We start from the raw sequence: 24,944 nt of genomic DNA on the forward strand, positions 1-24,944 counted from the left end.
GTCATTCCTCCGCTTGTAGTCGTCCATACGTTTTTTGCAATATGAAGTAGGACGGCTTTATTCGTTCGTGAAAAGTTGGATACTCCCAATTTTTCCACTTGTATAAGTAAAAATCTTTTAATAAAAGTTCGCCTTTTTTCTGAGTCGGAAACGTATCTTCCACATTATTGCTCTTCTTATTAACAGCCACGACTCCCACTTGAATTCCTTTTATTTTCTCACTGGATTCTAATCCTTTTTTAGACCAAATATCTCCCATTATTTCTTTTTGACTCGGGTCTTTTACATTTAAAAGCGCCCAAGGGATGCGAAGTTCAGCAATTCCATTTGATTCATTCACTTTAAAATCTGCTAGCGAATCAAATGAAGGAGAGTTAGGGTCGCTGTTTCCTTCTTGAAGCTTCCCTGTTTCATAGGCGTCAAAAGGAATGGTTCTCTTATTTTCCCCCTCTCCAATCGCTAACTCTTTGTTAAGGGCGAGCCTGATTGGATTAAACATGCCGTTATCTTTTGTATCGGTTCCTTTTACCGATGGAATCATTTGAAGCTGATGGGCATACGAAAAATAATACGTATCGTAATAGCTGTCTACCCACAAGTGACTGTCTTCTTTCCCGTTTAATTCTGCTACAAAATCAATTCCTTTTGTTTTTAAAGAAGGAATTTGAGGAATCTTTGACTGTCCCTGATTGTTAATCGTGTTAAACAAGAAATAAAGCTTTTGATCTTCCAGTTCTTTTGCACTCACGTGTAGATATAGATAACCTTCATCACTTGTAATGTTTAATGCTTTTAACTTCTTAGACGGCTTATATACCGACTTGCTGTTCAGCTTTTTCCAATCATCTGATTTGCCGTCTACTTTGACTTTTAGCTTTGTTCCTGGATCAAAACTCAGCAGGCCAAAATGCTGCTCTCCCGTTTGCAAATTCGTCCAAAATGGTCTGCGGTTCGGATTGTCGTACTCCATCGTATTCCATGTTCGCTTAAACCATTCATCTTGCCATGTAAAGACCATGCCACCAGCCATTTTCTCTTCCACAATATCTTCGTATAAGCGTGACAGAATCTTGCCTTGTTCTTGTTCCGTATGAAAGCCTTGATCCCACCCGTATACGTTTCTATGGGTGAGTCCTCGCGAAGCCGGAATGCCAAATTCAGCAACAAGCACGGGCATATGATGAACTTCTTTCATATTTTGCAAATAGCCTGCGTAGTTATTTTTCTCTCCTCGATGATCTCGATAAGCGAGATAACGAGGTTCATAGTTTAAAAAGTCAGGATAGTACGGATAAATATGATAAGAGGCAAATAAGCCCGGCTCAAATTTTTTAGTTGTGTGAATTAAATTAGGATTAACAGACACTTTATCTTCGTCTTCAGAAGGCTCATATGGATGAGTAAGCAAATCCGTCGTCACCCAGTTCGTAAAGCTCATAGGCCGCTGCCAATCATATTTATCCTGCTCATAGGAAATTGTTTTTTCCATAAGCTGAGCAAGCCAAATTTCAAAGGGGTTGCCTTTTTCGGTATAGATGTACTGCCCTTTAAAATCTTTCATTCCTTTATGTTTTTCGTTTGTCGAAAGAGCTACCGTGGGATCCCATTCAACTCCTATAATCCATCCTAAAACATAAGGAGACACGTCTGCTGTATACGTTCCGCTTGCATGTCCTGTCCGTTTTGGCAGTGTTGCCTTTCCATGAATAACGTTTACAATCCTTTTCATTTCAGCTTCAAATTCTTTTGTATTTTCCTTTGCAAAAGCATCTTGTGAATCATAAAAAACTTCTTCATTCACCCATACCCCATGAAAAAGATAAATAGGTTCTTTAGCTTTTTGATTATACTCAGCAAGCGCTTCATAAAAGGCGGGAGGATGAATGGTGTATACTCGGATTGAGTTGGCATTCATCTTTCCAATTTCTTCAAACCAGCGCAAATATTCTTCTTTCGAAATAGCAGTCTCACCAGGGAAATGGCCTGGCTTACTAATGCCCATATTTACTCCTTTAATAAGAAAATATTCCCATTTTCCGTTTTGATAAACTTGCAAATAATCTTTTCCTACTTTCCCTGCTACTTTAAGGTCAGCATCTTCATAGATTTCCATATTTTTATTAAAAGTAACAGAAGCAGGCTGTGATTCATTTTGCTGTTGATCTATGATCTTATTCATAAGAGGCAGATAAACAGTCCAGTAAAAAGAAGATTCATCTTCTTTTCCGATTTTCTCTGTCCATTTCTTCCACACCGGGTAAAAAGAGGTTTGATAAATGGAAGGTACTTCTCCTTGATCTGCAAAATCTCCTGCAAAGTAATAAGTATCATATCGCTCTTTGTTATGATGAACGACTGCTGGTATGGACAAAGGGATACCATTTTCCTTTAGCTTGTTTTTTCCTTTAGAACCCAAGTGAAAGGTAAACTGAGCCTGCACATCACTTTTTTGCTGGGGTGTAATTACGTCAAACCAATATTGATAAGCAGATTCATCCTGTAAATTCAATGTTTTCTTTCCTTGTTTTGTATATTGAAACCATACTGGATTTTCTTTTAATTCTTTTTCCGTTATAATAACGAGCTTATTGGATTCATTAACGAATAATAAGCCTTTTCCTGTAAGGCTCCACTCTTTGTTGTACTGCTTTTTGTAAGCACTTTTCACCCAAGCAGGAACTTCTTCACTGCCGAATTCTTCAAAGTAGCGACCAATCCAGCCGGACCACGTAACATTGTACAATTCATACAGTTCTTTGCGAACGTCTAAGGAAGTAGGGCTTCCAAATGTATTAAACTCTCCAATCAGCGTTTTTGTACGTCCATTCAGCGCTTTCTTAACGTAGCTCACGTCTTCAAAAGTCATGCCTCCATATACCAATTGAGAACGATTTCCTCTTTTAGCTTTTATGCCTAAATCTTCTTTGTATACACCATACGTGTCCGTGATATAAATCATATCTGCAGAGTTTGTTTTTGGCAGAGATTTAATGCTGTATGTTTTATCTCCTTTCGGGTAAAATCCTGCATAATCTTTTGAGATTTCATAAGGCTTCCCGTCTTTGCGTACTTTCGCTTGATTCAGCATCCACATTAAGCCTTGATGCTCTCGAAACGTTTGATCTGGCACTGTTTTATCAATGACAAGCATATTCAAATCAGTTGGTTTTTTTAGCTGCCAAATAAGAAATGGAGAAGCCGTTATTGCCATAACCAAAATAATGCCGCCGATTAATAACCATTTTTTCATTGTGAAACTCCTTTTCGCTGCATGTCTCCCCAGCCTTTTTTATTGCGAATAACATCCAACAATCCATGACAGCGCCATATAACAGTTAGAGGTCGATACCAAAAGGATTCCGTCAACGAAAAAACAAACAGCTTAGCGATATCAGATACTTTTGGATATTTACGAAGGCTCCACTCTTCTAGCAAAACGGCCGCCATCGAATAAAGAGAACCATATACAACCATTAAAAGAAAAAGCAAATAAGCAAATTCTACATAAATCCCGCCTACAACTAGAGAAATGATAATAAACAAATAGCCTAACATTTCCATGACCGGCCCGATTAGTTCAATAAACACAAAATAAGGCATAGAAATCATTCCGATACTTCCGTATTTCGGATTAAAAAGCATCTCTTTATGCTTCCAAAGACTATCAAATAAACCGCGGTGCCAGCGATTTCGCTGCCTTCGCAAATATTTGATTTCATCGGGTGCCTCTGTCCAGCATACGGGATCTGGAATATAAACAATTTGATTGTTAGCTTTTTTCTGTTTAATCAGCCGGTGCAGGCGAACAACGAGCTCCATGTCTTCGCCGACTGTATGAGAATACCCCCCAGCTTCAATCACCCAGCGTTTAGAAAATACGCCAAATGCTCCTGACACAATAAGTAATAAATTATGGCGACTGAGACCAATGCGCCCCATAAGAAAGGCACGTAAATATTCAATAATCTGCATCACAACAAGCGGCTGCGTATCAAGTCCAATTGATACGACCGAGCCGTTTTCAATTTTACACCCGTTTGCAATTCGAATACTTCCTCCTGAAGCAATTACTTCTCCGTCTGAATCAATAATTGGCTTCATTACTTTTAAAAAAGCGTCTCTTTCTAACACTGAATCGCCATCGATCGAACAAAAATAAGGATAGTTTGATAAATTAATTCCTGCATTTAATGCATCTGACTTTCCGCCATTTTGTTTATCGACTACATATAAATAATCGTATAATTTAGAACGATAGACAGCTTTTACTTCTTTCGTTTCCACTTGCTTTCTCACAACTCGATTCATTTTCACAAGAGAAAATTCTTCGATAAGCTTTTCTAACGTATCATCTGAAGAACCGTCATTTACTACAATCACTTCATATTCCGGATATTCGATTCCAAGCAGTGAACGTACGCTTCCAATAATCCCGACAGATTCGTTATAAGCGGGGACTAATATAGATAACGGCGTTGTATAGCTAACCGCAAGCAAATCTTCATAAGGTTCTTCATCGTTTAATTGATATTGCTTTCGCAGTTGAAAAGCAGAGATGATAAACATCATAAAATAAAAACAAAGCACAAAAATCATATAAGCAAATACAGCCCATCCGCAAATGGACAATAAAAGATGCCAAACACTATTCCACAACCGTAATTCCTCCTTTTTCAAGCCATTCTGCTGCCATATCTTTCGAAAACTTGTCATCAGTCGTTTTGTATACATGAACTAAGTATTCTTTACCTGTTGGGATTTTCATCATTGACTGAGCAGCATTCGAACGCACAAGAAAATGAGAATCTTTTAGCGACTGCTCGAGAATTGATAACCCCTTCTCATCTCTCGTTTTGCCTATTAGTTTTGTAGCCATCATTCTTTCTTGCCAAATACCTGACTGAAGATGTTTCTTGAGCTCCTCTATTTTTAATGGAAAAGATAAAGCATTAAGTGATTTCAACGAACGAATTCGCAGTTCTTCTGCTGAACTTTTCATGTGCATTTTTAAGAAATCTATATACTCTAACTTATGATTGATACCGATCATATCGATAAGAGGCAGCTGAATTTCTTCTTTCAGGTCTTCAAATTTATTAATAAATTGCTGAAACTGTTCACTGTTCATAGTTCCAAACAAAGAGCGGTACATAAATTCAGACAGCGGTCTAGAAGCGTTCGTCATGTACGCAACAAACTCAGGACGGTTCAGCTTAACTAGAATCTTTAAAATTTGATTTTTTTCAGCCGCTGTACTATTTTTTTTCTCATACATTTCTATTAATTGGTCTGTTAGTGTAGTTAGACCAAAGTCTTCAATAGCATAAAGGGCATTCATTCTGACACTCCACCTAGAATGATGCAGCTCTTTTTTATATTTGGGAGTAAAAACCTTCTCCGCATAGAGCGTGATGTTATTTAGAATTTCATCGCCTTGCACAGCTGCAGAAAAACCGCTCAATAGTTCCTCTATACCCGCCAGCTCTATTTTATTTTTAGGCTCTACCCGATGCTCTTCATCTTTTCTGTATAAATAAATAAAAAGAGATTCTTTCATACTATCTTTATAGAATTCTACTTTTGCTCGAAAAGCGTTTAAACGCGCTTTTTGAATAAGTAAATAACTTAGAAAACAGACTAAAAGCAATAGCAATCCGCTAAATAAGACATATACCACTTGAATGGGCATCGCCACTTATTTCACCTTCTTCATTAAATGACGTACGCGCGCTTCAAGCTCCATTAACTTAAATGGCTTTGTCATGTAATCGTCTGCCCCGAGCTCTAATGCTCTTTGAATATCTTGTTCGCTGTTTCTCGATGTAAGCATAATAACCGTGTACTGATCGTGACGTTTATGCTGTCTTAATTTTTGCAGCACTTCCAAGCCATCCATCTTAGGCATCATTCCATCTAAAATAACAAAGTACTGATCGCTAGAGTGAATCCATTGGGACTCAAAAAATTCGATGCCGTCTTTAAACACTTCTATTTTCACTTCATAGCGATCTCCTACATCAATCTTGCTTAAAAGCTCTTTTAGCATCGTTCGAATGATAGAATCATCATCAATAATAGCCATACGAAGCGTTCGCTTTTTAACTAGCTTGCTTTGAGAAGAAGCTACAATTTTTTGACGTCCCGATTCCTTGGCTATATATAATGCTTCATCAGCTTGATGAAGCGCTTTTTCTAACGCCCATTCATTGTTATGCACTTCTACAACTCCGCCGGAAAAGCTGCAATAAAACGAATTGCTTTGATGTGTGAACACTTTTTCCACAAAGGAATCCAACAGTCTATTTAATACTGTTTCTGCCTCTTTTATATTGGTTTTTGGCAGTAAAAGAATAAATTCTTCGCCTCCATATCTAAAAATGTGATCTGTTGGACGAATTTCATGCTTCATATATTCTACAAATGCTTTCAGCACCTGGTCTCCCATAAGGTGCCCGTATTGATCATTTATTCTCTTAAATAAATCTAGATCCAAAAGAGCTATACAAAAAGGCTCTTTTGAGCGGGCGTAGCTAGATAACTGTTGACTATAAATTTCTTTTAAATACGTTCGGTTATAGGCTCCTGTTAATTCATCAACCATTGAAAAAGAGTTAAGCAGCTTCTTTCGCTCAATATGATGCCCAATTCGAAGTACGCTTTCTTCCATATCCAGAGGTTTAACAAAGAAGTCATCAGCCCCTAATCTAAAGGCCTGCAAGCGCGTCTCTCTTTGATTATCAACACTCATCATGACAATCGGGACGAACAGTTGCTTTGTTTTATCACGCAAAAATGAAAGAATGTCAAATCCCGTACCGTCTTTCATATGTACATCTACAACAAAACAATCCGGCTTTAATTCGTAAAAAGCCGTAATAGCTTTTTCTTTAGATGCAGTTGCTAATACGTACCAGCCTTGTTTTTCAAACTGTTCTTTTAAATACATCAGCATTGAAAGATCGTCGTCCACAAGTAAAATATTAGCTGTTTTTTCACTGATTTCCATCTGTTTGTTTATATCTTCTACCGATTGAATTTCATCTTGATAAGAAATTTTAATAATATCTAATAAAAAAGCATTTAACTCCGCGTAATCCCAGGTTTTTTTCTGTTTTTTTTCCAAAGCTTCCATTAACTCGCGGGAGCGGTCTCCTAAATAATGCAGTCCAATGGTTGCAGACGTTCCAGAAATTGAATGCAAAAAGCGGTACACCTCTTCATGAGGTATTTCTTCAGTTTGATCAGTCCACTCTTGCAGCTGTTTGCGGACATTAGCTAATAATGCAATTTGATATTTATCCATCTTATACACCCTTTGTTCGATATAGTTAACACTTACCCCATATTACTCCATCCATTTTTATGTAACATTTTGTAAGTAAATGAAATATTTTCTTACTTTTATTTTAAGTATGTTTTTTCTAAATGAAAAGTAATTACTCTTTAACCATACTTTTCCTCAAATGATTTTACTTTAAAATGATTCTTTTTTCACCTATTATTTTTCCTTACCAATAAGTAAAATGACCTGTTATCTTCTTTATAAATAGACCTACAACCTTATTGACAAAATTAATGAGTCTTTGTTACCCTTATACACGTTGTGAAAAATTTAAAAGTGAATGTTAAGGAAAGCAGCCGTTTTGATGAACGATCAATCAAATCAGGTTCTTTCCTTTTTATATTTTTACTAAGGTAGATACTTTGCTAAATAAAGTTTCGCTTTATACACCGTGTCCTCTTTGTCATAGGCGCACTTAGACCGAAAACAGACGGAAAGGAGTATAAAATGTTTACTCAGCTTACAGAAAAAAACCAGAATGCAGAAGAACTAAAAGAAACACTTGATGATTTAGAGTTTCAGCTATTTCGCATGCAGGATAATTTAAAAGAAATTGCTAAAAAGTATGAAGTTATTGGTGTCGATCAGCCTGAAGATAATCAGTTAGTTATTGTATCGGCACAAAATGACGGAAGTGCATGTAAAATTATGCTAAACGAATGCAAAAAAGCTTATAGAGGGTCTTGGGATTTTGCCATCGATGGCGTATATGAAGATACTCACACGATTTTTATCGGTGACATTAAAGGACCTGCTAATAAAGGATATGGCTCGGTATGCATGAACTATTTAAAAGAAGTCGCAGTGGATCAAAATGTTCATGTCATAAAAGGAGATATCGCTGAGCGTGACTGGGATCATCTCGAAAGATTGATTCATTTTTACGAAAAACATAACTTTGAGGTAAATATTGATTATACGAATAAGTGCGGAGAAATTGAATGGACTCCGGCTTATCAATAAAAAACGAACAGACAGCGTCTGTTCGTTTTTTTTATTTGATATATGCTAAGCTTTTTTTTATGCTGCTAAGAGGATTTTCTTTGCATTGGTCTTGTTCAACAATCCACCATTTTACGCCTGCTCTATGTCCTTCTTGTATTACAGCCTTTACATCTACTCCTCCGGTACCAAGAGGAGCAAAAAATTGCTCGCCGTCCGTTGTCATATCTTTTAAATGGATAAAAGGCGTCCGATTTTGATAATGCTTCATCCACTCCACTGGATCTTCGCCTGCTTTAGTCAACCAATAAATGTCCAGCTCTACGTTTACCTCAGTTTCTTCTAAGATCGTGTGGAGAGCTGACTTTCCAGTTGACAATTTCTTCAGCTCAAAATCATGATGATGATAGCTAAACGACATGCCTTCTTTTTTACAATACGCATCAATATCATTTAAAGAATCAATAAGCACGTGATATCCTTTTTCCGTTTGTCGTTCAGGCATTAAATAAGGACAAACAATATGTGAATTTCCAACTTGCTGTTCAAAGTGAATCACTTGCTCTAAATTTGATTCTAATTGTTCAAGCGGCACATGACTAGAAGCTGGCTTCAGCTGCAAATCCGTTAACCATGCTTTTACTTCTTGCGCTGTATACCCTTCGTACCCTGCAAATTCTACCCCTTGGTATCCTAAAGCAGCTACTTTTTGAAGCGTCCCTTTAAAATCTTTTTTCATTTCTTCACGCAGCGTATAAAGCTGAACTCCTACAGGTATTTCTCCCATCTTCTCTCCCCCTGTTCATTAAGAAAGCTCCTATAATAGGAGCTTTTGCTTTTTATTTTACTGCACTTCCAAGCATTCCGGAAATAAAATGACGCTGAAGTGCTAGGAAGAAGACAATGATTGGAATGGTTGCAATCGTTACCCCCATCATTACTTGACCGTAATCAATAATCGATAAGCCAATTAAGCTTGAAAGAGCAACCGGCAATGTAGCCATTTCGTTAGATGTAGTCGCAACTAGAGGCCACATAAAGTTATTCCACTGTGTCATAAATAAGAAAATAGCCGCTGCAGCCATAGCAGGCTTCATAGAAGGAAGCACAATGGTTAAAAAGATTCTCATCTCTCCAGCTCCGTCTAAACGAGCAGCTTCAATAAGTTCCGTCGGAAAAGCTAAAAAGTTCTGACGTAATAAAAAGATCGCAAACGGAAAGCACAGCTGCGGAACAATAAGAGCAAAATACGTATCGAGCAAATTAAAATTCGACATCAGCTGAAAAAGCGGAATGAGCGTTGCTTGATATGGAATCATCATGGACAATAAAAGCGTAGTGAAAATTGCGTTTCTTCCTTTAAATTCAAATTTAGATAGCGCATATGCAGCTGTAGAACAGACCATTAAAGCTACAATCACGTACACTACTGAAACAAATACCGAGTTAAAAAAGACGCGCCCTAAATCAATTGAAGCATTTAAATTTTGTAGATTTGTCATAAATTGATCGCCAGGCTTCAGCGTTGGAGGGTTTGTAAACATTTTTCCTGATTCATTCGTAGCGCCGATAATCATCCAGTAAAAAGGAAAAATAGATATAATCGTGAACAGCCCAAGCATGCTGTATAATCCTATTTTACGCATGATGTTACTTTTCTTTTTAACCTTAGGCACGGTAGCTACTGCGGTTGCTTCTACTCTCTCTAATACACTCATGATTTATCACCCGTAAATTTAAATTGGAAGAACGTTAAAATACCGACTAATAATACAACAACGTATGCAATGGCTGAAGCATATCCAAAATCAAAATATTTAAAGCCATTTTGATAAATATATAAGCCTAGCGTCATCGTGGAATCAGCAGGGCCGCCTTTTGTTAAGTTAAAAGGTTCGTCAAACAATTGAAGCGTGCCAATTGTTGATAAAATAGTAGCAAACAAGATAACGGGTTTTAATTGTGGAACTGTTACGTGGAAAAACTTTTGAATACGATTTGCCCCGTCTAAATCAGCTGCTTCGTAAACTTCATGAGATAAACTTTGAAGAGCTGCTAGAAAAATAACCATGTTATAACCTGTCCATCTCCAAGTCATTGCAACAATGATTGAGACTTTAGCCCAGAAAGGATCTCCCAGCCACTGAATGGCATCGATACCAAAAAATCCTAAAATAGTATTCATAATTCCTTCGTCTTGAAGAATGATTGAAAACAAAATAGAATAGGCAACTAGTGACGTTACTGCCGGCAAGAAAAATGAAACTCGGAAAAAACCTTTTAATTTTAAAAGCTGACTGTTTAAAGAGTTAGCTAGTACAAGTGCTAATAAAATCATCACGGGTACTTGAACGATTAAAATAATCCCCGTATTTCCAAGCGCTTTCCAGAAAATATCATCCCCGAGCAAACGTGTATAGTTTGATAATCCGGTAAATACATACTTTCCGCCTTCCATACTCTGAAAGCTTAGAACAAACGATGAAAAAATAGGGTAGATTGTAAACAGCGCGAACAGCAAAAGTGCTGGAGCAATAAATAAGTAAGGCAATGATTTATTTGTCTTCATGATGACCTCCTAGTACCGCAAGAAGAAGAGATAGAAGGCAATTCTCTAGAAATCACCTTCTATGGCTTCTTGATTATTTTTGAATTCGGTTTTCTAAGCGTTTTTGAGCTGCTTCAAGCGAGTCTGTAACTCCCTTACCATTTGTTACTTCTGACACAGCTTTAACTGCTTCACTGTTTGCAACTGAGTAATTGCCTGTAAAATTAACCGGCTTAATATCGTTCATTTCATCTGCGAATGTTTTCCAAATCGTTTGATTGTTAAAGTACTCATCTTGTGCAGTGAATAATTTTGAAGAATATACAGTATTTAATGATGGGAATAATCCGCCCTTCATCGCTTCTTCTTGAACTTTATCCGTTGTTGAGAAATATTCCATAAATTTGTACGCTTCATCTGCTTTTTGGCTATTTGCTGAAATCACATAGTTGCTTCCGCCTAAGTTAGAAGCACGGTTGCCTCCTTCTTCAAACGAAGGTAATAAAAATACTCCCCATTTTCCTTTTAAATCTGGAGCCTGCTGTGTAATAGAACCAGATAGCCAAGCACCAGATGGTGAACTCGCTACTTTACCTTCTGCTAAAGCACTGATTGAAGCATCCCAGCCCACTGTATTTTTAACAATGCCTGCTTCTTTTAACTTCTTATTTAACTCCATCGCTTTTTTCGCTTCTTTAGAAGTTAAATTTAGCTTACCTTTGTTATTAAAATAGAACGTACCTTGCTGCGTCAGCGCCATTCGGAATAAGCCATCGTCATTATTAAAATCTAAACCTAGTAAATCAACGCCAACTTTTTCTTTAATTTTCTTACCAGCCGCAATGTAATCATCCCATGTTTTGATACTGTTTGGATCTACGCCTGCTTTTTCAAAGTAATCTGTGCGATAGAAAACGCCTGTTGGACCTGCATCAAACGGGAAGCCGTACATGTCCCCATCCTTTGATAAAAGAGCTTTCTTAAACGCTGGAAATTTATCTTCTTGCTTATCAAATCCTTTTTTAGATAGGTTTAAAAATGCTTTTGGAAATGCATCCAAATATCCTTGGAAACGATCGTCTTCTACTAATACAATATCAGGAAGACCTTTTCCGCCAGCTTGCAATCCTGTTGTTAGTTTTGAATAAACGTCTTCACGTCCCATATCCACTACTTTTAATTTAAACCCTGGATTCTCTTTTTGGTATTCTGCTGCTGCTTTCTTTAATACCGGTACGTTAATATTCCAAGCCCATGCAACAACTTCTTTTCCACCGCTACCACTTGTTTCATTAGCAGACTTTCCTCCGCATCCTGCAAGTACTAGGGTTAAAATGAGTGCAAAACTGATTAAACTAAACCAACGTTTCAATGAATACCCCTCCTATAATCTCGTCTCCTAGTGTGGCAAGTTTTTTTGTAGACGCTCCTGACTCTTTCTCTAGAGAATTATTGAAAAATAATTCTGTATATTGAAAGCGTATACAATTTACTTAATCTAAATTATATGAATGAATACCTTTTTCCTCAATGGTAAATATAAAAGGCAAAAACCTTACATTTTTGCCTTTTTCTAAATTGATTTTGTTATTATGGTTTCTATTAACTTTTTCGTTCATGAAAAAAAGCGAATGTACTGTCGTTGTTGAAACAGAACACAATCGCTTATTTAAAAAAATCCAATGTATACTATTTTTTTGCTACATAAGTAACACTTTCTTGCTTATTTGGGACGTTCTAAGGAAAATAATTGTCCCAATTTACTATAGTTAGAACCCGCAAGCCGGCTGACTGGCTTCACACGTTCTGCAGAAACGCGATCGTTTTCTATCACTTTTTCACTAATATGAAACATCACAACTTCACCGATAAACAAATCTGAGCTGTATGCCTCATCCGTTCCTAATGGAACAATTTGGTGAAGCTTACATTCCATTCGAATGCTTGCTTCTTGAATTCCGGGAACCTGCACTTTTTTGCTCGGTGCTAGTGTTAACCCCGTTTCCTCGACTTCACTCACGGAAGAAGGGTAAGAAGATGCCGCTTGATTCACCTGTTCCACTAAGTGTTCGTCTACAAGATGAACTACAAATTCTTTAAATGCACTAATATTTTTGGCCGTATCTTTCGTCATTTGACCTTCATTTCTCGAAACCGAAACGGCAATCAGCGGAGGCTCTGCCGCAACTACATTAAAAAAACTAAACGGCGCGGCATTCACTACACCGTCATCATTTTGACTTGTAATAAACGCAATTGGCCGAGGAATGACGACACCTGTTAGCAAATGATAATTGTCTTTTGCACTTTGTACCGCTGGATCCACTACTTTCATTTTACCCACTCCTTTTCTTCCATTTACTTTATTGTATGGTAACGAAAAGAGCATAGATTAGCTAGCAACTTGCTCACCAACACAATGAAAAAATCCGAACGAGTAATCGTTCGGATCTTTCTTCAACTAAACTGCTTTTGTCTCAGCCTATTTCGTTAATTTAACACCGTAATTTTCACTGTACGACGTCCAAATGCTTTTGCAGCTGACTCAGAAGGTACTAATACGTCAATTCGATATCCTTTAATCGCACCGCCCGTATCACCTGCTGTTGCCACTCCGTATCCTTCTACGTATACTTTTGAACCTAATGGAATAACGGATGGATCTACCGCAATAATTTTATGAGTGCCTGAACTTACATTTTGTCCAGTGGCTGTTACACCGCTGCAGCCTGCACAATTAGCTGTATAAGCTGTTGCTTCTACATACATTTCTTTTCCAGAATGCTTTTGTGTGCTTTCTTCTTTTTTCGTTTCTTTTGCTTCTGAAGAAACGGCTGCTTTCTTCTCTGTAGCTGCAGCTGTTTTTACTTCTTGTTTTGGCTCTGTTTTTACTTCTTTTTTAGCTGTTGCTAGTTCAGCTTGACGCTTTGCTTCTGCATCAGCCTCAGCCTTTTCAGCCGCCTGCTGTTTTGCCACTTGCTCAGCTTGCTTTTGAGCTGCTTCTTTTTCTTTTGCAATCTTATCTTGAATGCCTGTTAGTTCAGACTGAAGATTTGCTTTTTCTGAAGAAGCTGCATCAATTTCATTTACGACCGTGCTGTATTTTTCTTGCATAGTTGTTAACGTTGCTGTTTGTTTCGCAACGTTTTTATCTAATTCAGCTTGTTTAGCCGCTAGGCTACCTTTTGCTGCTTCTAATACTTTTTCTTGCTTATCAATTTCTTTTTTATCTTTTTCAATTTGATCTAAATCATTTTGATGCTGCTTTAAAATATCATTATCTGCTGACAATAAAGTTGTGACAGCACCCATACGCGCGACAAAATCTCCAAAGTTATCAGCATTCATTAATGTATCAATAACAACGCTTGTTTTATCGTCCTGCTGTAAAGCAACTAATCGATTTTCAATAATATCTTTACGACTTAACACTTTTTCCTGAAGCAAAACGATTTCTTTTTTCTTTTTCTCAATCATTTTGTTCGCTTCTGAAATCTGCTTTTCAGTCGATGCTAATTCTTTTTTATTGCTAGAGATTACTGTATGTAATGAATTTAATTGTGATTGAATGTTTTGAACATCTGAATTGATAGACTGTTTCTCTTTCTCTTTTTGTTGAACAGCCTTTTCTGTTTCTTTAATTTTATTTTCAGTAGTCTGGAGCGCTTCTTCATTCGATTGGGCGTGAGTCTCTGTAATGCCGGTCATGAAGAAAATTCCTGTGACTGCTGCAAGAGTCATACGCTTAAAAATTTTCATAAAGTAATAGTCCCCTTTCCTCATAGACATAGTTATACCATAAAAAACTAGCTGTTTATGTTACAATACAGTTAAAAGTTTCCCATAATCTGTATAACCAAGAATCTCTTTCTGGGAATTCATCACCAAAATCCCTTGATAGAGAGGTTTACTGTTTATTAAAAAAGATATATTTTTGTCATAAAAGGAGCAAAATCACTCTTTAAAAATCGAAATAAACGCTTATTATTACAGATATATTACAAATTTTTCACAGAAAATTGTGTATTTTACCGTCTTTTTTCGGTGTTTTTTACTTTTTATTACATAAACCCCACCTCCATAATTCCTACACTATTTATAAAGTTGTGACTTTTTCACTTCTTTTTTACATTTTATATACATAAAAAGACGCCCATAAATCAAATGAGCGTCTTTTTTCTTCACACGTATAAAACCATTATTTTTCAGAAGTTACTAGTTTTAAAGGCACTGGAATTTGCTTATCTACTTTTTTGCCTTGAAGAACATTTTTAGCAGACTTTACGGCAAGTTTACCAATTAAAACAGGCTGCTGGGCTACAGTTGCTCCTAGCTTCCCTTCTTTTACCGCTTTAATTGCATCGTCGTTTCCATCAAACCCTACTACTAGCACATCTTTTCCTGAGCTGTTAATCGCTTGAATAGCTCCTAATGCCATTTCATCATTATGAGCAAATACGGCTTTGATACCAGGGTTTCCTTGAAGAACATTCTCCATAACGTTTAAGCCTTTTGTACGGTCAAAATCAGCTGACTGTTTAGCCGTAATATCTAGCTTTTGATCTGCAACGTTGTGGAACCCTTTTCCTCGTTCGCGAGTTGCTGAAGCTCCCGGCACGCCTTCAAGTTCTGCTACCTGAGCTTTTTCCCCTACTTTTTTCACAATGTAATCAGCAGCCATTTGACCACCTTTTACATTATCTGAAGCTACCAGTGTTTCTACTTTTCCTTTTTCTGCTGAACGATCTAGCGTAATAACTGGAATGCCTACATTATTAGCGGATTGTACAGCTGTTGAAATAGCAGCTGAATCCGTTGGGTTAATAAGCAGAATATTAACACCTTGCTGCATTAAATCTTCCACATCGTTAATTTGTTTTGCTGAATCATTTTGAGCATCTACTACAACTACTTCCATGCCCAGTTTTTTTGCTTCTTTTTGTACCCCTTCTTTTAATGAAACAAAGAACGGATTGTTTAATGTAGAAACGGATAAACCAATTTTAATATCTTTTAAATTTTTACTTTCAGATGGTTTCGCCCACTCAGGAGGCTGAAGTGAACAAGCCCCTAACAGTAATAATGAAAATGATAATAGCACGAGCCAAATTTTCTTCATGTTTTTCCCTCCTAAGCTGACTTTTTGCGATCAATTAATACCGCGATTAAAATAACAATTCCTTTTACAACCATTTGGTAAAATGACGAAACGCCGAGTAAGTTCAAACCGTTGTTTAACGTTCCGATAATCAGCGCACCAATTAACGTTCCAACAATGCGTCCACGTCCTCCCGAAAGGCTTGTTCCACCCAGTACTACTGCAGCGATAGCATCTAACTCGTAAGACGTACCTGCCGTTGGCTGAGCAGAGTTCAAGCGAGATGTCAAAATCGCTCCTGATAGCGCTGCCAATAATCCTGCTAGTGAGTAAATCACAACCTTAACTTTTGGTACTTTAATTCCTGAAATAAATGCTGCTTTTTCATTTCCACCGATTGCATATGTTCTGCGGCCAAACGGTGTTTTATGCAAAATCACCCATAGGACAGCAAACGCTAGTACCATCGTAATCGCTGGAACAGGAATACCTAGGAAATAGCCTCGGCCAAATAATTGGAAGTAATAGTTTTCACCTAAGCCCGTAATCGGATTTCCATCTGTATAAACAAGCGTTAATCCTCTAAAAATTGTCATCGTCGCTAGCGTCGCAATAAACGGCGCCATTTTTCCTTTTGTAATAAGTAAACCATTAATCATACCCATTACAGCTCCTAACACACATCCTATTAAAATAGCTAAAATAGGATCTACACCCGACACAATCATACCTGCCATTAACGCACTTGATAGAGCAAGTATAGAGCCAACCGATAAATCAATTCCCCCTGTTAAAATAACAAATGTCATACCGAATGCAATTAAAGCATTAATAGCCACTTGACGCAGCAAGTTTAAAATATTTAAAGGTTCTAAAAAGCTTGGATTTAAAATCGATACAATGACAATAAGAATAAATAGACCTAGTAACGGACCTAGCTTTTGCATCACGTTATCAACGCGATTTTCTTTTATCGCTGTGTTTGCTTTCATTTTACTGACCTCCTGTTGCAAATGTCATAATTTTTTCTTGAGTTGCTTCTTCACTTGTCAGTTCACCTGTTATTTTCCCTTCATGCACAACCAAAATGCGATCGCTCATGCCGAGTACTTCCGGAAGCTCTGAAGACACCATGATGATGGCCACGCCTCTGTCTGTCAGTTCATTCATAAGCTGATAAATTTCACGCTTCGCCCCGACGTCAACTCCTCGAGTTGGTTCATCTAAAATCAGCACTTTTGGTCCAATGCCAATCCACTTGGCAATAACTACTTTTTGCTGATTTCCTCCTGATAAGTTACCTGCACTCGTCTCGGACGACTCGGTTTTGATCGTTAAACGTTTAATAAGCAAATCTACAAATTGCTGCTCGCTTTTTTGTTCAATAAATCCTTTTGGCGAAAAGCTGAATAGACTTGGAAGCGCAATGTTTTCTCGAATAGAAAAATCGAGAACGAGCCCTTCTGTTTTACGGTCTTCTGTAATAAATCCAAGTCCCAATTTAATGGCTTGGTCGGGCTTTGTGATGTTGACCCGCTTTCCATTTAAGATAATTTCGCCTTTTTCTAACGGATCAAGCCCGAAGATAGCGCGCATAATTTCGGTTCTGCCAGCTCCCATTAGCCCCGCAACGCCAACAATCTCTCCTGATCGCACTGAAAAATGAACGTCATGAAATACACCTTTTCTCTCCAAGCCTTTTGCTTCAAATACAACGTCTCCCTTAGGAGATGTCCTAGCGGGAAATCGATCCGTTAGCTCTCTTCCTACCATTTTACGAACAACATCATCGAAGCTGGTTTCTGGAATCGGCTTTTTGTCTACCGTCTGTCCGTCACGCATGACCGTGATGGAATCACAAATAGCGAAAATCTCTTCCATACGATGTGAAATATAGACAATCGATACGCCTTGCTTTCGCAGTGCATTAATTACGTCAAATAATTTTTGAATTTCTCTTTCAGTAAGCGCTGCCGTCGGCTCATCCATGATAATCACTTTTGCATTCGTCATCAGCGCTTTGGCTATCTCAATCATTTGCTGCTGTCCGACAGAACAAAGTCCCGCTTCTTGATCAAGAGGAATGGTCACAGCTAATTTTTCAAACTGCTTCTTTGCTAACGCTTTCATTTCTTTTGTTTTTAAAAAACCTAAAGGCGTTTTTAATTCTTTGCCGATAAATAAGTTCTCAAGCACCGTCATTTCAGGCCAAACGTTCAGCTCTTGATGAATAAAGGTAATTCCGTTTTGTTCTGCTTCTTTTGGGTTTTGAAAATACGGCTCTTTGCCATCAATCAGAATCTGCCCTTCATCTTTCTTATGAAGGCCGGTTAAAATATTCATCAGCGTAGATTTTCCCGCTCCATTTTCCCCCATTAGTGCGTGAACTTCACCTTCATGTAATTCAAAATCCACGCCCCTTAGTACACGGTTTGCTCCAAAGGCTTTATGAATCCCTCTCATTGCAATATGCATGCTGTTCACCTCTTTTAAAAAATAACTCCCGCTTGTAAAATGCAGTTTGCATAAGGAGTTGCCTCTCCTGTACGAATCACAACTTTCGCTTTGCTTGTCAGCATTTTTAATTGTTCATGCGATACTTCTTCTACTAAGATGTTTTGCTTCTCCATCAACTCGTAAGCCTTTTGATTTCTTTCTTTCATTTCAGAAGCAATCACTATTTTTTCTGTAGCCATATCTTCTAACACAGCTACTACTACATCTTCAAAGCTAGGCACTCCTAACTTTAAAGATAAATCAATTTTAAGCACGTCACTAGGAACAGGTAACCCTGCATCTGCAATGACAATAGTGTCTGTATGACCTAGATCTGTTAGTATTTTTGTAATATGACTGTTAATCATTCCGTGACGTTTCATTTACAGACTCTCCTCCACTTCTTTTCGAGTCGGCATACCGCCTTGCGCACCAAATTTAGTGACGGATAGCGAAGCTGCGCGATTAGCAAACTGAATTCCTTTTTCAAAACCCATTCCTTCGGCAAGTGCCACAGCAAGCGCTGCGTTAAATGTATCTCCTGCTCCTGTTGTATCAACTGTTTCTACTTGATAAGAAGGAACCACCACTTCTTTCTCGCCGTTAAAATAGCGTACACCTTGTTTTCCTTCTGTAATAAACAATTTATTTGGATATTGTTTTAATACTTCTTCTTTTTCTTTTCCTTCAAATAAAAGCTCTGCTTCATGTTCATTTGGAGTGATGTAAGAAACTTGTTCAATCACTTCTGCTTTTAATGGTCTTGCAGGCGCTGGATTTAACAAAAGCGGTACTTTAAGTTCCTGACAAAGCTGAGCAACATATTCAACCGTTTCTTCTGGAATCTCTTGCTGAATAAGTACGATATCCGCTTCTTTAATTTTTTCTTTTGCTTTTTCTACATAGTCTGGAGTAATATAATCGTTTGCTCCTTTGACAACTACAATGCTGTTGTCTCCTTCAGCCAGTATAATGTGAGCTGTTCCACTATCTGATTCTGTAACCGGTTTCACATTTTCCACAGATACACCGTTTGATTTGAAATTCTCCAGGATTGCTTTTCCATAATGATCTTCGCCCACACATCCAATCATACTCACATCCGCTCCAAGACGGGCTGCTGCAACAGCTTGGTTCGCTCCTTTTCCTCCCGGAACGGTTTTAAATGATTCTCCTAACACTGTTTCTCCAGCTCCAGGACGAGTATTTGATGTTACTACTAAATCCATTGATGAACTTCCAATCACAGTTACTTTAGCCATGTTCCTCAACCTTTCGTGTCGTATTTCGTTCAATAAACGTAACGGGTAGTTGTACTTGCTTTTGAATTAAAGGTTCTTTCTTAATGCATTTCATTAACAGGCCTGCTGCTTGCTTGCCCATTTCATAAGCAGGCTGACGAATTGTAGACAGCGCTGGAAACGAAAAGCGGCTTTGCGGAATATCATCAAAACCAATCACTTGAAGATCATCAGGCACGCTTTTTTCTAATCGAAACGCCTCGTGTAAAACAGCGGTGGCTACAATGTCATTACTTGCAATAATTCCGTCTGTTTCAGGGTACTTTTGAAAGATTTCCTTTGCCCATTTCTGCGCATCGTCAAACGCTAGAGAACTTGTATTTAATACGTAAAAATCTGCTTCAGACTGACTCAACACAGAAAGAGAGCCTTGAAAACGTTCCTGAGCAGGCTTTACATTTACTGGACCTTTGATAAGGGTAATTCTTTTACTTCCTCTTTTGATTATTTCTTCTGCAGCAAGTTTTCCACCTTCAAAACCATCAGCATAAACAGATGGATACTGATCAGAACTTCTATCTAAAAACACGACGGGAAATGTAAGACCTTCATATAGTTTCTGAGCTAGACTTGTTGTTGCCGTGATCATTCCTACTACATGATTTTGCGTAAACGTTTGGAGATAGGTTAATTCTTTCTCTAACTGCTCATCACTATTGCCAAGAATTAAACGAAATCCATGGCTATGTACTTCATCTTCTATTCCTCGTGCAAGCTGAGGGAAAAAAGGGTTTGTAATGTCTGGAAGCAATAGACCAATCAAACGCGATTCACGTGTATAAAGCGAACGGGCTACTTCGTTAGGGCTGTAGTTTAATTTTTGAATTGTATTCATTACTCGCACACGCGTGTCTTCTTTTACATACCCTGTACTATTTAAAACGCGCGAAACGGTCGCAACGGACACGCCTGCTTCTTTTGCTACATCACGAATTGTTACCACTTTATTTCCCTCCTTTCATGTATGTAACCGTTTACACAAATGATAACATGGAAAAAGGAAGTTGACAATCTTTTTATCAAAAAAAAATCACTCCATTAAGAAGTGATGTTTCTTTCATTAGATATTAGCGTCTAGTTTCTTAAATAACTTCAAAAATTGCTCTTGGTCTTTCGGTTCATAGCAAGAAAAGAAATGAGCAATCATCTTTTGCACAATTTCATTTGCTTCTTCAATCACTTGTTCACCTTTAGCAGTTAACTCAATGTTTACCTTACGGCGATCCTCTTTAGAGTGATAACGTGAAACTAACTCTAAGTCTATTAAACGAGTAATAACAGGAGTAATCGCACTAGGCTTGACGCGCATCTCCTCTGCCAGCTTGGTTACTCCAATGTGATTGCATTTAGCGATAATTAATAAGATATGATATTGAAAAGGCGTAATCCCTTGTGAAAGTAACCTTTCTTTTATCTCTGTCATTACCTTTTTGTTAAGGGATATCGAAATTCTCTGGACCTCTTCAATAAATGTGAGCTGTTCCATGTTTTGACGTCCCCTTTCTTATAATCAGGGAGTCGATGTTAACATGTCAGCCCCCTGCTGCACTCCAAGCGAAACCTAACCTGGGGAGAGCGGCTGGTTTCGCGGAATGCTTATAACCTATTTTCTATCTGTTTTATTCCGTACTATTATAATAGAAGAAACTCATTCATCATCGTTTTTCTTAAACGATTTTAAAGCCTTACGAAAAGCGTCATCATTCATAACGTCACGTTCTTCTTTTGTAAAAACCGTGTCGTCTTTTTCGCCTTCTCTAAACTTTTGCAGCACTTGACGATACATATCATCGTTCATGACATCTTTTTCTTTCTTATGTCTAGATGTTCTTGTTTCCGTCTTCGCCTGCGGCTCTTTTGGCTCTTCTTTTGGTGCTGCAGGTTTTTTTTCTGCCACTTTTTTCTCTTCTACTTTTGGCTCTTTAGGAGCATTTGAAGCAGCCGCTTCTTTTTTAGGTGGAACTGTACGCTGGCGCTTAGAAGATGATGCCTTAGCATTCATTGTAATAATTAGTACAACCAGAATCACAGCTACAACGATCAGTAAAATACCTAACATACCGTCACCTACTGTCCTTGTGTCATTCGTTTAGTCACTTGAACAACACGTTCTCCTAACGCTTTACCTAGCGCTTGGTCGTTCTCTGTTAATAATTCGTCACCTTCGATTGGACAAGTAATTCCCACACCGTAATAAGTACCGTACAGCGCATTTTCTGGAATATTACCTGGTAAGCCAGCGATAACCATTCCTTGATGAAGCATCGGTGTAATTAAATTTAAAAGCGTCGCTTCTAAGCCACCGTGCGTTGTAGCTGTTGTACAGAACACCGCACCTACTTTATCAATTAATTTACCTTCTGCCCATAAATAACCTAATTTATCAATCCACGTTTTTAACCCTGAACTGATTGTTCCAAAATGCCCTGGGCAGCCCCAAATAATAGCATCCATTTCAGGCAGTTCACGTACATCTGCTTCTTCGACATGCTTTACATATACAGTTGCTTCTCCAGACAGCTCGGCGCCAGAAGCAATCGCTTTGGCTAATGCCTCTGTATGTCCGCCTTCACTATCATATACGATACAAATTTTCATCCTTTATCCCTCCGTTGCTTATGAGTTCATATCTTTTGGTGCCGGTAACATACGAATATCGTCTGTTGTTTCTTTTTCTGTCTCTTCTACTTCTACCACTGAATCTTTACGAACATCACGTAGGAAGAAACTTAAAATCAATCCAATAATGGCAATGATAACTGTCCAGTAAAACGCGTCGTTAATTCCTTGTACAGTTGCTTGCGCTTGAACTTTTCCAGCTAAAGTTGTTAAAGCTTGCTTTTGCGCCTCTGTTTGAGAAAGATGAAGCGTTTGAGCAATCTTTTGCACAAATACCTGGAAGTTATTCATAAAGAATGGATCGGATGTAGTCATTGAACTGCTCATTTCATTCACATGATAGGTTGTGCGATTTGTAAAGATTGTAGTCATTAAACTGATACCGATTGAACCACTCACCTGACGAAGCGTGTTCGACATAGATGTACCATGGCTGCTTAATTTTGCCGGCAGCTGATTTAAACCAGCTGTCATAATTGGCATCATTAATAATGACATACCGAATGCACGGATCATATAAATAATAACAATATGACTAAACGGTGTTTCAAGCGTTAATTTTGTAAATTCAAATGTTGTTACAACCGTAATCAACATCCCGACAATCCCTAGTGGACGCGGTCCTAATTTATCAAACAGCGTACCAGAAATCGGTGACATGACTAGCATAACAAGTGCACCAGGTAAGATTAATAAGCCTGAGTCAAACGCTGAATAGCCACGGATGTTTTGCAAATAAATCGGTAATAAGAACATACCAGCATACATGCTGATTGTAATGGCAATACTGATGATATTAGATAATGAGAAAATACTGTATTTAAATACTCTCACATCAAGTAATGGACTTTTAAGTCGAAGCTGCTGTACAACAAAGATAATTAATAAGACAATACCACCAATCATCGTTGATAATACAACTGAGTCCGTCCATCCATCATTTCCAGCTTCACTGAAGCCGTATAAAAGCAAGGCCATACCTGCCAGAGATGTAAACACAGAAATTAGATCTACTTTTACATTTTGAGGCGGTTTAATATCTTTTAATTTAAAAGCTGCAATAATAAGTACGAGTGCACCTAGTGGCACCATTCCCGTAAATAAGATGTGCCAGTCATAGTTTTGAATAACCCATCCTGAAAGCGTCGGTCCAATTGCCGGAGCGAACATCATGGCTAAACCAAAGATACCCATTCCTTTTCCGCGCATATGAGGAGGGAAAATAAATACGATAATGGTCATAACTAGAGGTGCTAGTACGCCGCCTCCGACTGCTTGAACCAGACGTCCGATTAGCATAATCGAGAAAGTCGGCGCAATTCCACAGACAAGTGCCCCTATTGTAAAGCAGGCCATTGCAAATAAGAATAAGCGACGAACTCCAAAACGTTCAATTAAATACGCTGATAATGGAATAAGTGCACCATTTACAAGCATATACCCTGTAAGCAACCACTGTGCGGTATTAGCCGTAACGCCAAACTCTGTAATCAGATGCGGAATCGCAACATTTAGCAGCGTTTGGTTTAAAATTGCTAAGAACAATCCAAGCATAAGTACGACTAGCAGCGGGATATGCTTTTTAACTGAGCTTTCCTCTGATTGTATCGTGTTTGCTGACATCAGTTCCTTCCTCCTTTCTTCTCTTCTTACTCATGTACGTTCTTAGTTTTTAGAGATTTTAACTTCTGCATTCATACCTGGTAGTACGTTTTCAGAGTAGTTAGAAATAGAGATTTTAACAGGAACTGTTTGTGATACTTTAGTATAGTTGCCATCTGAATTAGAGCTTGGCATTAATGAGAAAATTGAGTTTGTTGCATAACCGATTTCTTCTACTTTTCCATCGATTGTTGTTTTAGTATCTCCGTCAACTGTTACATCAACGTCATCGCCAGCTTCAATATCTTTTAATTTGTCTTCTTTAATGTTTGCAATGATGAATAAGTTATTCATATCTACTTCGCTAGCAATTTGTTGACCAGCTTGAACCATTTGATTTTCTTTTACCTGTGTTTTGATGATTTTACCATCCTCTGGTACTGTAACTGTTTTTTCTCCATCTTCTGATTGGATTTTAGCTACCTCATCATCTTTTGAAACATCTTTACCTTCTTCAACGTTCCAGCTTGCTACTTTACCTGCCGCTGGCGCTACTACTGTATAAAGGTCGCCCGACACTTTTGCATTGTCTGTGGATACATAATTAGATTTTTGAATATAATAGTATCCCCCACCAATAATTAAAGCTAATACTACAATAATTCCGATAAAGTTCATTAAAATTAAACGCCCTCTTGACATTTATTTTACCTCCTTAATATTTCATTCAGTTAAGTATTACGCTAGATAACTTTATCACAAAGATATTTAGTTGTAAATAACTTTGATTTTAATTTATTTTTAAAACTAAACATTTATGTTTCATAAAGTTTTCCCGACTGAATACTTTACTACATCTTTAACTGAAATACAACTTAAAAGTTTTGGTTTCTTTACAAGTACTTTACTTTACTTTAAAGTTAGATATATAAGCATAGGGTTATACACAAAAACAGCTCCTTTTTTCGGAACAAACTCCCTATATACATAAACCAC

At 37.8% G+C, this 24,944-nt stretch carries 22 protein-coding genes; 1 reads left to right on the forward strand and 21 read right to left on the reverse strand.

The features are described from left to right. Window position 1: 1 nt before the first annotated feature. Genes SB717_RS04410 through SB717_RS04425 form a run of 4 tightly spaced genes read right to left on the reverse strand, consistent with a single transcriptional unit; the run spans window position 2 to window position 7,303 of the window. Window positions 2-3,250: a hypothetical protein gene (locus SB717_RS04410; RefSeq protein WP_410903319.1), complete on the reverse strand. Its 3,249-nt coding sequence runs from the start codon at window positions 3,248-3,250 to the stop codon at window positions 2-4. Further along, window positions 3,247-4,656, reverse strand: a complete 1,410-nt coding sequence (locus SB717_RS04415) for a glycosyltransferase family 2 protein (RefSeq protein ID WP_074678944.1) — start codon at window positions 4,654-4,656, stop codon at window positions 3,247-3,249. Before SB717_RS04415 ends, SB717_RS04410 begins: the two co-directional genes overlap by 4 nt. Next, the gene (locus SB717_RS04420; RefSeq protein ID WP_410903443.1) at window positions 4,646-5,689 is read right to left on the reverse strand and encodes a HEAT repeat domain-containing protein; all 1,044 of its coding nucleotides are present in this window, start codon (window positions 5,687-5,689) and stop codon (window positions 4,646-4,648) included. Before SB717_RS04420 ends, SB717_RS04415 begins: the two co-directional genes overlap by 11 nt. A 6-nt stretch (window positions 5,690-5,695) precedes the next feature. Continuing rightward, complete coding sequence (locus tag SB717_RS04425; protein WP_410903320.1) at window positions 5,696-7,303, reverse strand: diguanylate cyclase; 1,608 nt, start codon at window positions 7,301-7,303, stop codon at window positions 5,696-5,698. Between the two features lie 486 nt (window positions 7,304-7,789). Between SB717_RS04425 and SB717_RS04430 the strand changes: the two genes are divergently transcribed. Continuing rightward, window positions 7,790-8,305 carry a GNAT family protein gene (locus tag SB717_RS04430; protein WP_410903321.1) on the forward strand — a complete coding sequence of 172 codons (516 nt, stop codon included), beginning with the start codon at window positions 7,790-7,792 and terminating at the stop codon, window positions 8,303-8,305. Between the two features lie 31 nt (window positions 8,306-8,336). Here the strand turns inward: SB717_RS04430 and SB717_RS04435 are convergent, their stop codons facing one another. From SB717_RS04435 to SB717_RS04515, 17 genes are all read right to left on the reverse strand, one after another. Beyond that, window positions 8,337-9,071: a sugar phosphate isomerase/epimerase family protein gene (locus SB717_RS04435; protein WP_074678952.1), complete on the reverse strand. Its 735-nt coding sequence runs from the start codon at window positions 9,069-9,071 to the stop codon at window positions 8,337-8,339. Window positions 9,072-9,123: 52 nt separating this feature from the next. Continuing rightward, window positions 9,124-9,930, reverse strand: coding sequence for a carbohydrate ABC transporter permease (locus SB717_RS04440; protein ID WP_013055640.1), 807 nt, complete (start codon window positions 9,928-9,930; stop codon window positions 9,124-9,126). Between the two features lie 68 nt (window positions 9,931-9,998). Next, complete coding sequence (locus tag SB717_RS04445) at window positions 9,999-10,853, reverse strand: carbohydrate ABC transporter permease (protein ID WP_410903322.1); 855 nt, start codon at window positions 10,851-10,853, stop codon at window positions 9,999-10,001. A gap of 73 nt (window positions 10,854-10,926) precedes the next feature. Beyond that, window positions 10,927-12,204, reverse strand: a complete 1,278-nt coding sequence (locus tag SB717_RS04450) for an ABC transporter substrate-binding protein (RefSeq protein WP_074678954.1) — start codon at window positions 12,202-12,204, stop codon at window positions 10,927-10,929. 351 nt (window positions 12,205-12,555) lie between these two features. After that, the gene (locus SB717_RS04455; RefSeq protein WP_098620706.1) at window positions 12,556-13,167 is read right to left on the reverse strand and encodes a flavin reductase family protein; all 612 of its coding nucleotides are present in this window, start codon (window positions 13,165-13,167) and stop codon (window positions 12,556-12,558) included. A gap of 155 nt (window positions 13,168-13,322) precedes the next feature. After that, complete coding sequence (locus SB717_RS04460) at window positions 13,323-14,591, reverse strand: 3D domain-containing protein (protein ID WP_074678958.1); 1,269 nt, start codon at window positions 14,589-14,591, stop codon at window positions 13,323-13,325. Between the two features lie 439 nt (window positions 14,592-15,030). Further along, window positions 15,031-15,951, reverse strand: a complete 921-nt coding sequence (gene rbsB / locus SB717_RS04465) for a ribose ABC transporter substrate-binding protein RbsB (protein WP_014461376.1) — start codon at window positions 15,949-15,951, stop codon at window positions 15,031-15,033. An 11-nt stretch (window positions 15,952-15,962) separates the two neighbouring features. After that, window positions 15,963-16,922 carry a ribose ABC transporter permease RbsC gene (gene rbsC / locus SB717_RS04470; RefSeq protein ID WP_410903323.1) on the reverse strand — a complete coding sequence of 320 codons (960 nt, stop codon included), beginning with the start codon at window positions 16,920-16,922 and terminating at the stop codon, window positions 15,963-15,965. A 1-nt stretch (window position 16,923) separates the two neighbouring features. Then, window positions 16,924-18,405, reverse strand: coding sequence for a sugar ABC transporter ATP-binding protein (locus SB717_RS04475; RefSeq protein WP_410903324.1), 1,482 nt, complete (start codon window positions 18,403-18,405; stop codon window positions 16,924-16,926). Between the two features lie 14 nt (window positions 18,406-18,419). Continuing rightward, the gene (gene rbsD / locus SB717_RS04480) at window positions 18,420-18,809 is read right to left on the reverse strand and encodes a D-ribose pyranase (protein WP_074678963.1); all 390 of its coding nucleotides are present in this window, start codon (window positions 18,807-18,809) and stop codon (window positions 18,420-18,422) included. Further along, entirely contained in the window at window positions 18,810-19,688 is an 879-nt protein-coding gene (gene rbsK, locus SB717_RS04485; RefSeq protein WP_410903325.1) for a ribokinase, read from the reverse strand. It abuts the gene before it with no gap. Continuing rightward, entirely contained in the window at window positions 19,681-20,670 is a 990-nt protein-coding gene (locus SB717_RS04490; protein ID WP_074678967.1) for a LacI family DNA-binding transcriptional regulator, read from the reverse strand. The genes rbsK and SB717_RS04490 overlap by 8 nt, the downstream gene beginning before the upstream one ends. A gap of 117 nt (window positions 20,671-20,787) precedes the next feature. Continuing rightward, the gene (locus SB717_RS04495) at window positions 20,788-21,213 is read right to left on the reverse strand and encodes a MarR family winged helix-turn-helix transcriptional regulator (protein ID WP_410903326.1); all 426 of its coding nucleotides are present in this window, start codon (window positions 21,211-21,213) and stop codon (window positions 20,788-20,790) included. 162 nt (window positions 21,214-21,375) lie between these two features. Continuing rightward, a complete protein-coding gene (locus SB717_RS04500; RefSeq protein ID WP_251461362.1) occupies window positions 21,376-21,786 on the reverse strand; it encodes a hypothetical protein in 411 nt (136 codons plus the stop codon). 8 nt (window positions 21,787-21,794) lie between these two features. Next, the gene (locus tag SB717_RS04505) at window positions 21,795-22,325 is read right to left on the reverse strand and encodes an NAD(P)H-dependent oxidoreductase (protein ID WP_014461382.1); all 531 of its coding nucleotides are present in this window, start codon (window positions 22,323-22,325) and stop codon (window positions 21,795-21,797) included. An 18-nt stretch (window positions 22,326-22,343) separates the two neighbouring features. Then, a complete protein-coding gene (locus SB717_RS04510; RefSeq protein WP_410903327.1) occupies window positions 22,344-23,969 on the reverse strand; it encodes a DHA2 family efflux MFS transporter permease subunit in 1,626 nt (541 codons plus the stop codon). Window positions 23,970-24,011: 42 nt separating this feature from the next. Continuing rightward, window positions 24,012-24,650, reverse strand: a complete 639-nt coding sequence (locus SB717_RS04515) for a biotin/lipoyl-containing protein (protein WP_013055624.1) — start codon at window positions 24,648-24,650, stop codon at window positions 24,012-24,014. Window positions 24,651-24,944: the final 294 nt, after the last annotated feature.

The sequence above is a fragment of the Priestia sp. SIMBA_032 genome (genome assembly GCF_046535215.1).
Lineage (GTDB): Bacteria > Bacillota > Bacilli > Bacillales > Bacillaceae_H > Priestia > Priestia aryabhattai.

What these genes read in the sequence shown, in the direction of transcription:
- SB717_RS04425 (WP_410903320.1), bottom strand. Translation starts at nt 7,303, where the DNA reads ATGGATAAATATCAAATTGCATTATTAGCTAATGTCCGCAAACAGCTG.
- rbsD (WP_074678963.1), bottom strand. Translation starts at nt 18,809, where the DNA reads ATGAAACGTCACGGAATGATTAACAGTCATATTACAAAAATACTAACA.
- SB717_RS04460 (WP_074678958.1), bottom strand. Translation starts at nt 14,591, where the DNA reads ATGAAAATTTTTAAGCGTATGACTCTTGCAGCAGTCACAGGAATTTTC.
- SB717_RS04430 (WP_410903321.1), top strand. Translation starts at nt 7,790, where the DNA reads ATGTTTACTCAGCTTACAGAAAAAAACCAGAATGCAGAAGAACTAAAA.
- SB717_RS04445 (WP_410903322.1), bottom strand. Translation starts at nt 10,853, where the DNA reads ATGAAGACAAATAAATCATTGCCTTACTTATTTATTGCTCCAGCACTT.
- rbsB (WP_014461376.1), bottom strand. Translation starts at nt 15,951, where the DNA reads ATGAAGAAAATTTGGCTCGTGCTATTATCATTTTCATTATTACTGTTA.
- SB717_RS04515 (WP_013055624.1), bottom strand. Translation starts at nt 24,650, where the DNA reads ATGTCAAGAGGGCGTTTAATTTTAATGAACTTTATCGGAATTATTGTA.
- SB717_RS04455 (WP_098620706.1), bottom strand. Translation starts at nt 13,167, where the DNA reads ATGAAAGTAGTGGATCCAGCGGTACAAAGTGCAAAAGACAATTATCAT.
- SB717_RS04500 (WP_251461362.1), bottom strand. Translation starts at nt 21,786, where the DNA reads ATGTTAGGTATTTTACTGATCGTTGTAGCTGTGATTCTGGTTGTACTA.
- rbsC (WP_410903323.1), bottom strand. Translation starts at nt 16,922, where the DNA reads ATGAAAGCAAACACAGCGATAAAAGAAAATCGCGTTGATAACGTGATG.
- SB717_RS04420 (WP_410903443.1), bottom strand. Translation starts at nt 5,689, where the DNA reads ATGCCCATTCAAGTGGTATATGTCTTATTTAGCGGATTGCTATTGCTT.
- SB717_RS04435 (WP_074678952.1), bottom strand. Translation starts at nt 9,071, where the DNA reads ATGGGAGAAATACCTGTAGGAGTTCAGCTTTATACGCTGCGTGAAGAA.
- SB717_RS04495 (WP_410903326.1), bottom strand. Translation starts at nt 21,213, where the DNA reads ATGGAACAGCTCACATTTATTGAAGAGGTCCAGAGAATTTCGATATCC.
- SB717_RS04440 (WP_013055640.1), bottom strand. Translation starts at nt 9,930, where the DNA reads ATGCGTAAAATAGGATTATACAGCATGCTTGGGCTGTTCACGATTATA.
- rbsK (WP_410903325.1), bottom strand. Translation starts at nt 19,688, where the DNA reads ATGGCTAAAGTAACTGTGATTGGAAGTTCATCAATGGATTTAGTAGTA.
- SB717_RS04510 (WP_410903327.1), bottom strand. Translation starts at nt 23,969, where the DNA reads ATGTCAGCAAACACGATACAATCAGAGGAAAGCTCAGTTAAAAAGCAT.
- SB717_RS04410 (WP_410903319.1), bottom strand. Translation starts at nt 3,250, where the DNA reads ATGAAAAAATGGTTATTAATCGGCGGCATTATTTTGGTTATGGCAATA.
- SB717_RS04475 (WP_410903324.1), bottom strand. Translation starts at nt 18,405, where the DNA reads ATGCATATTGCAATGAGAGGGATTCATAAAGCCTTTGGAGCAAACCGT.
- SB717_RS04505 (WP_014461382.1), bottom strand. Translation starts at nt 22,325, where the DNA reads ATGAAAATTTGTATCGTATATGATAGTGAAGGCGGACATACAGAGGCA.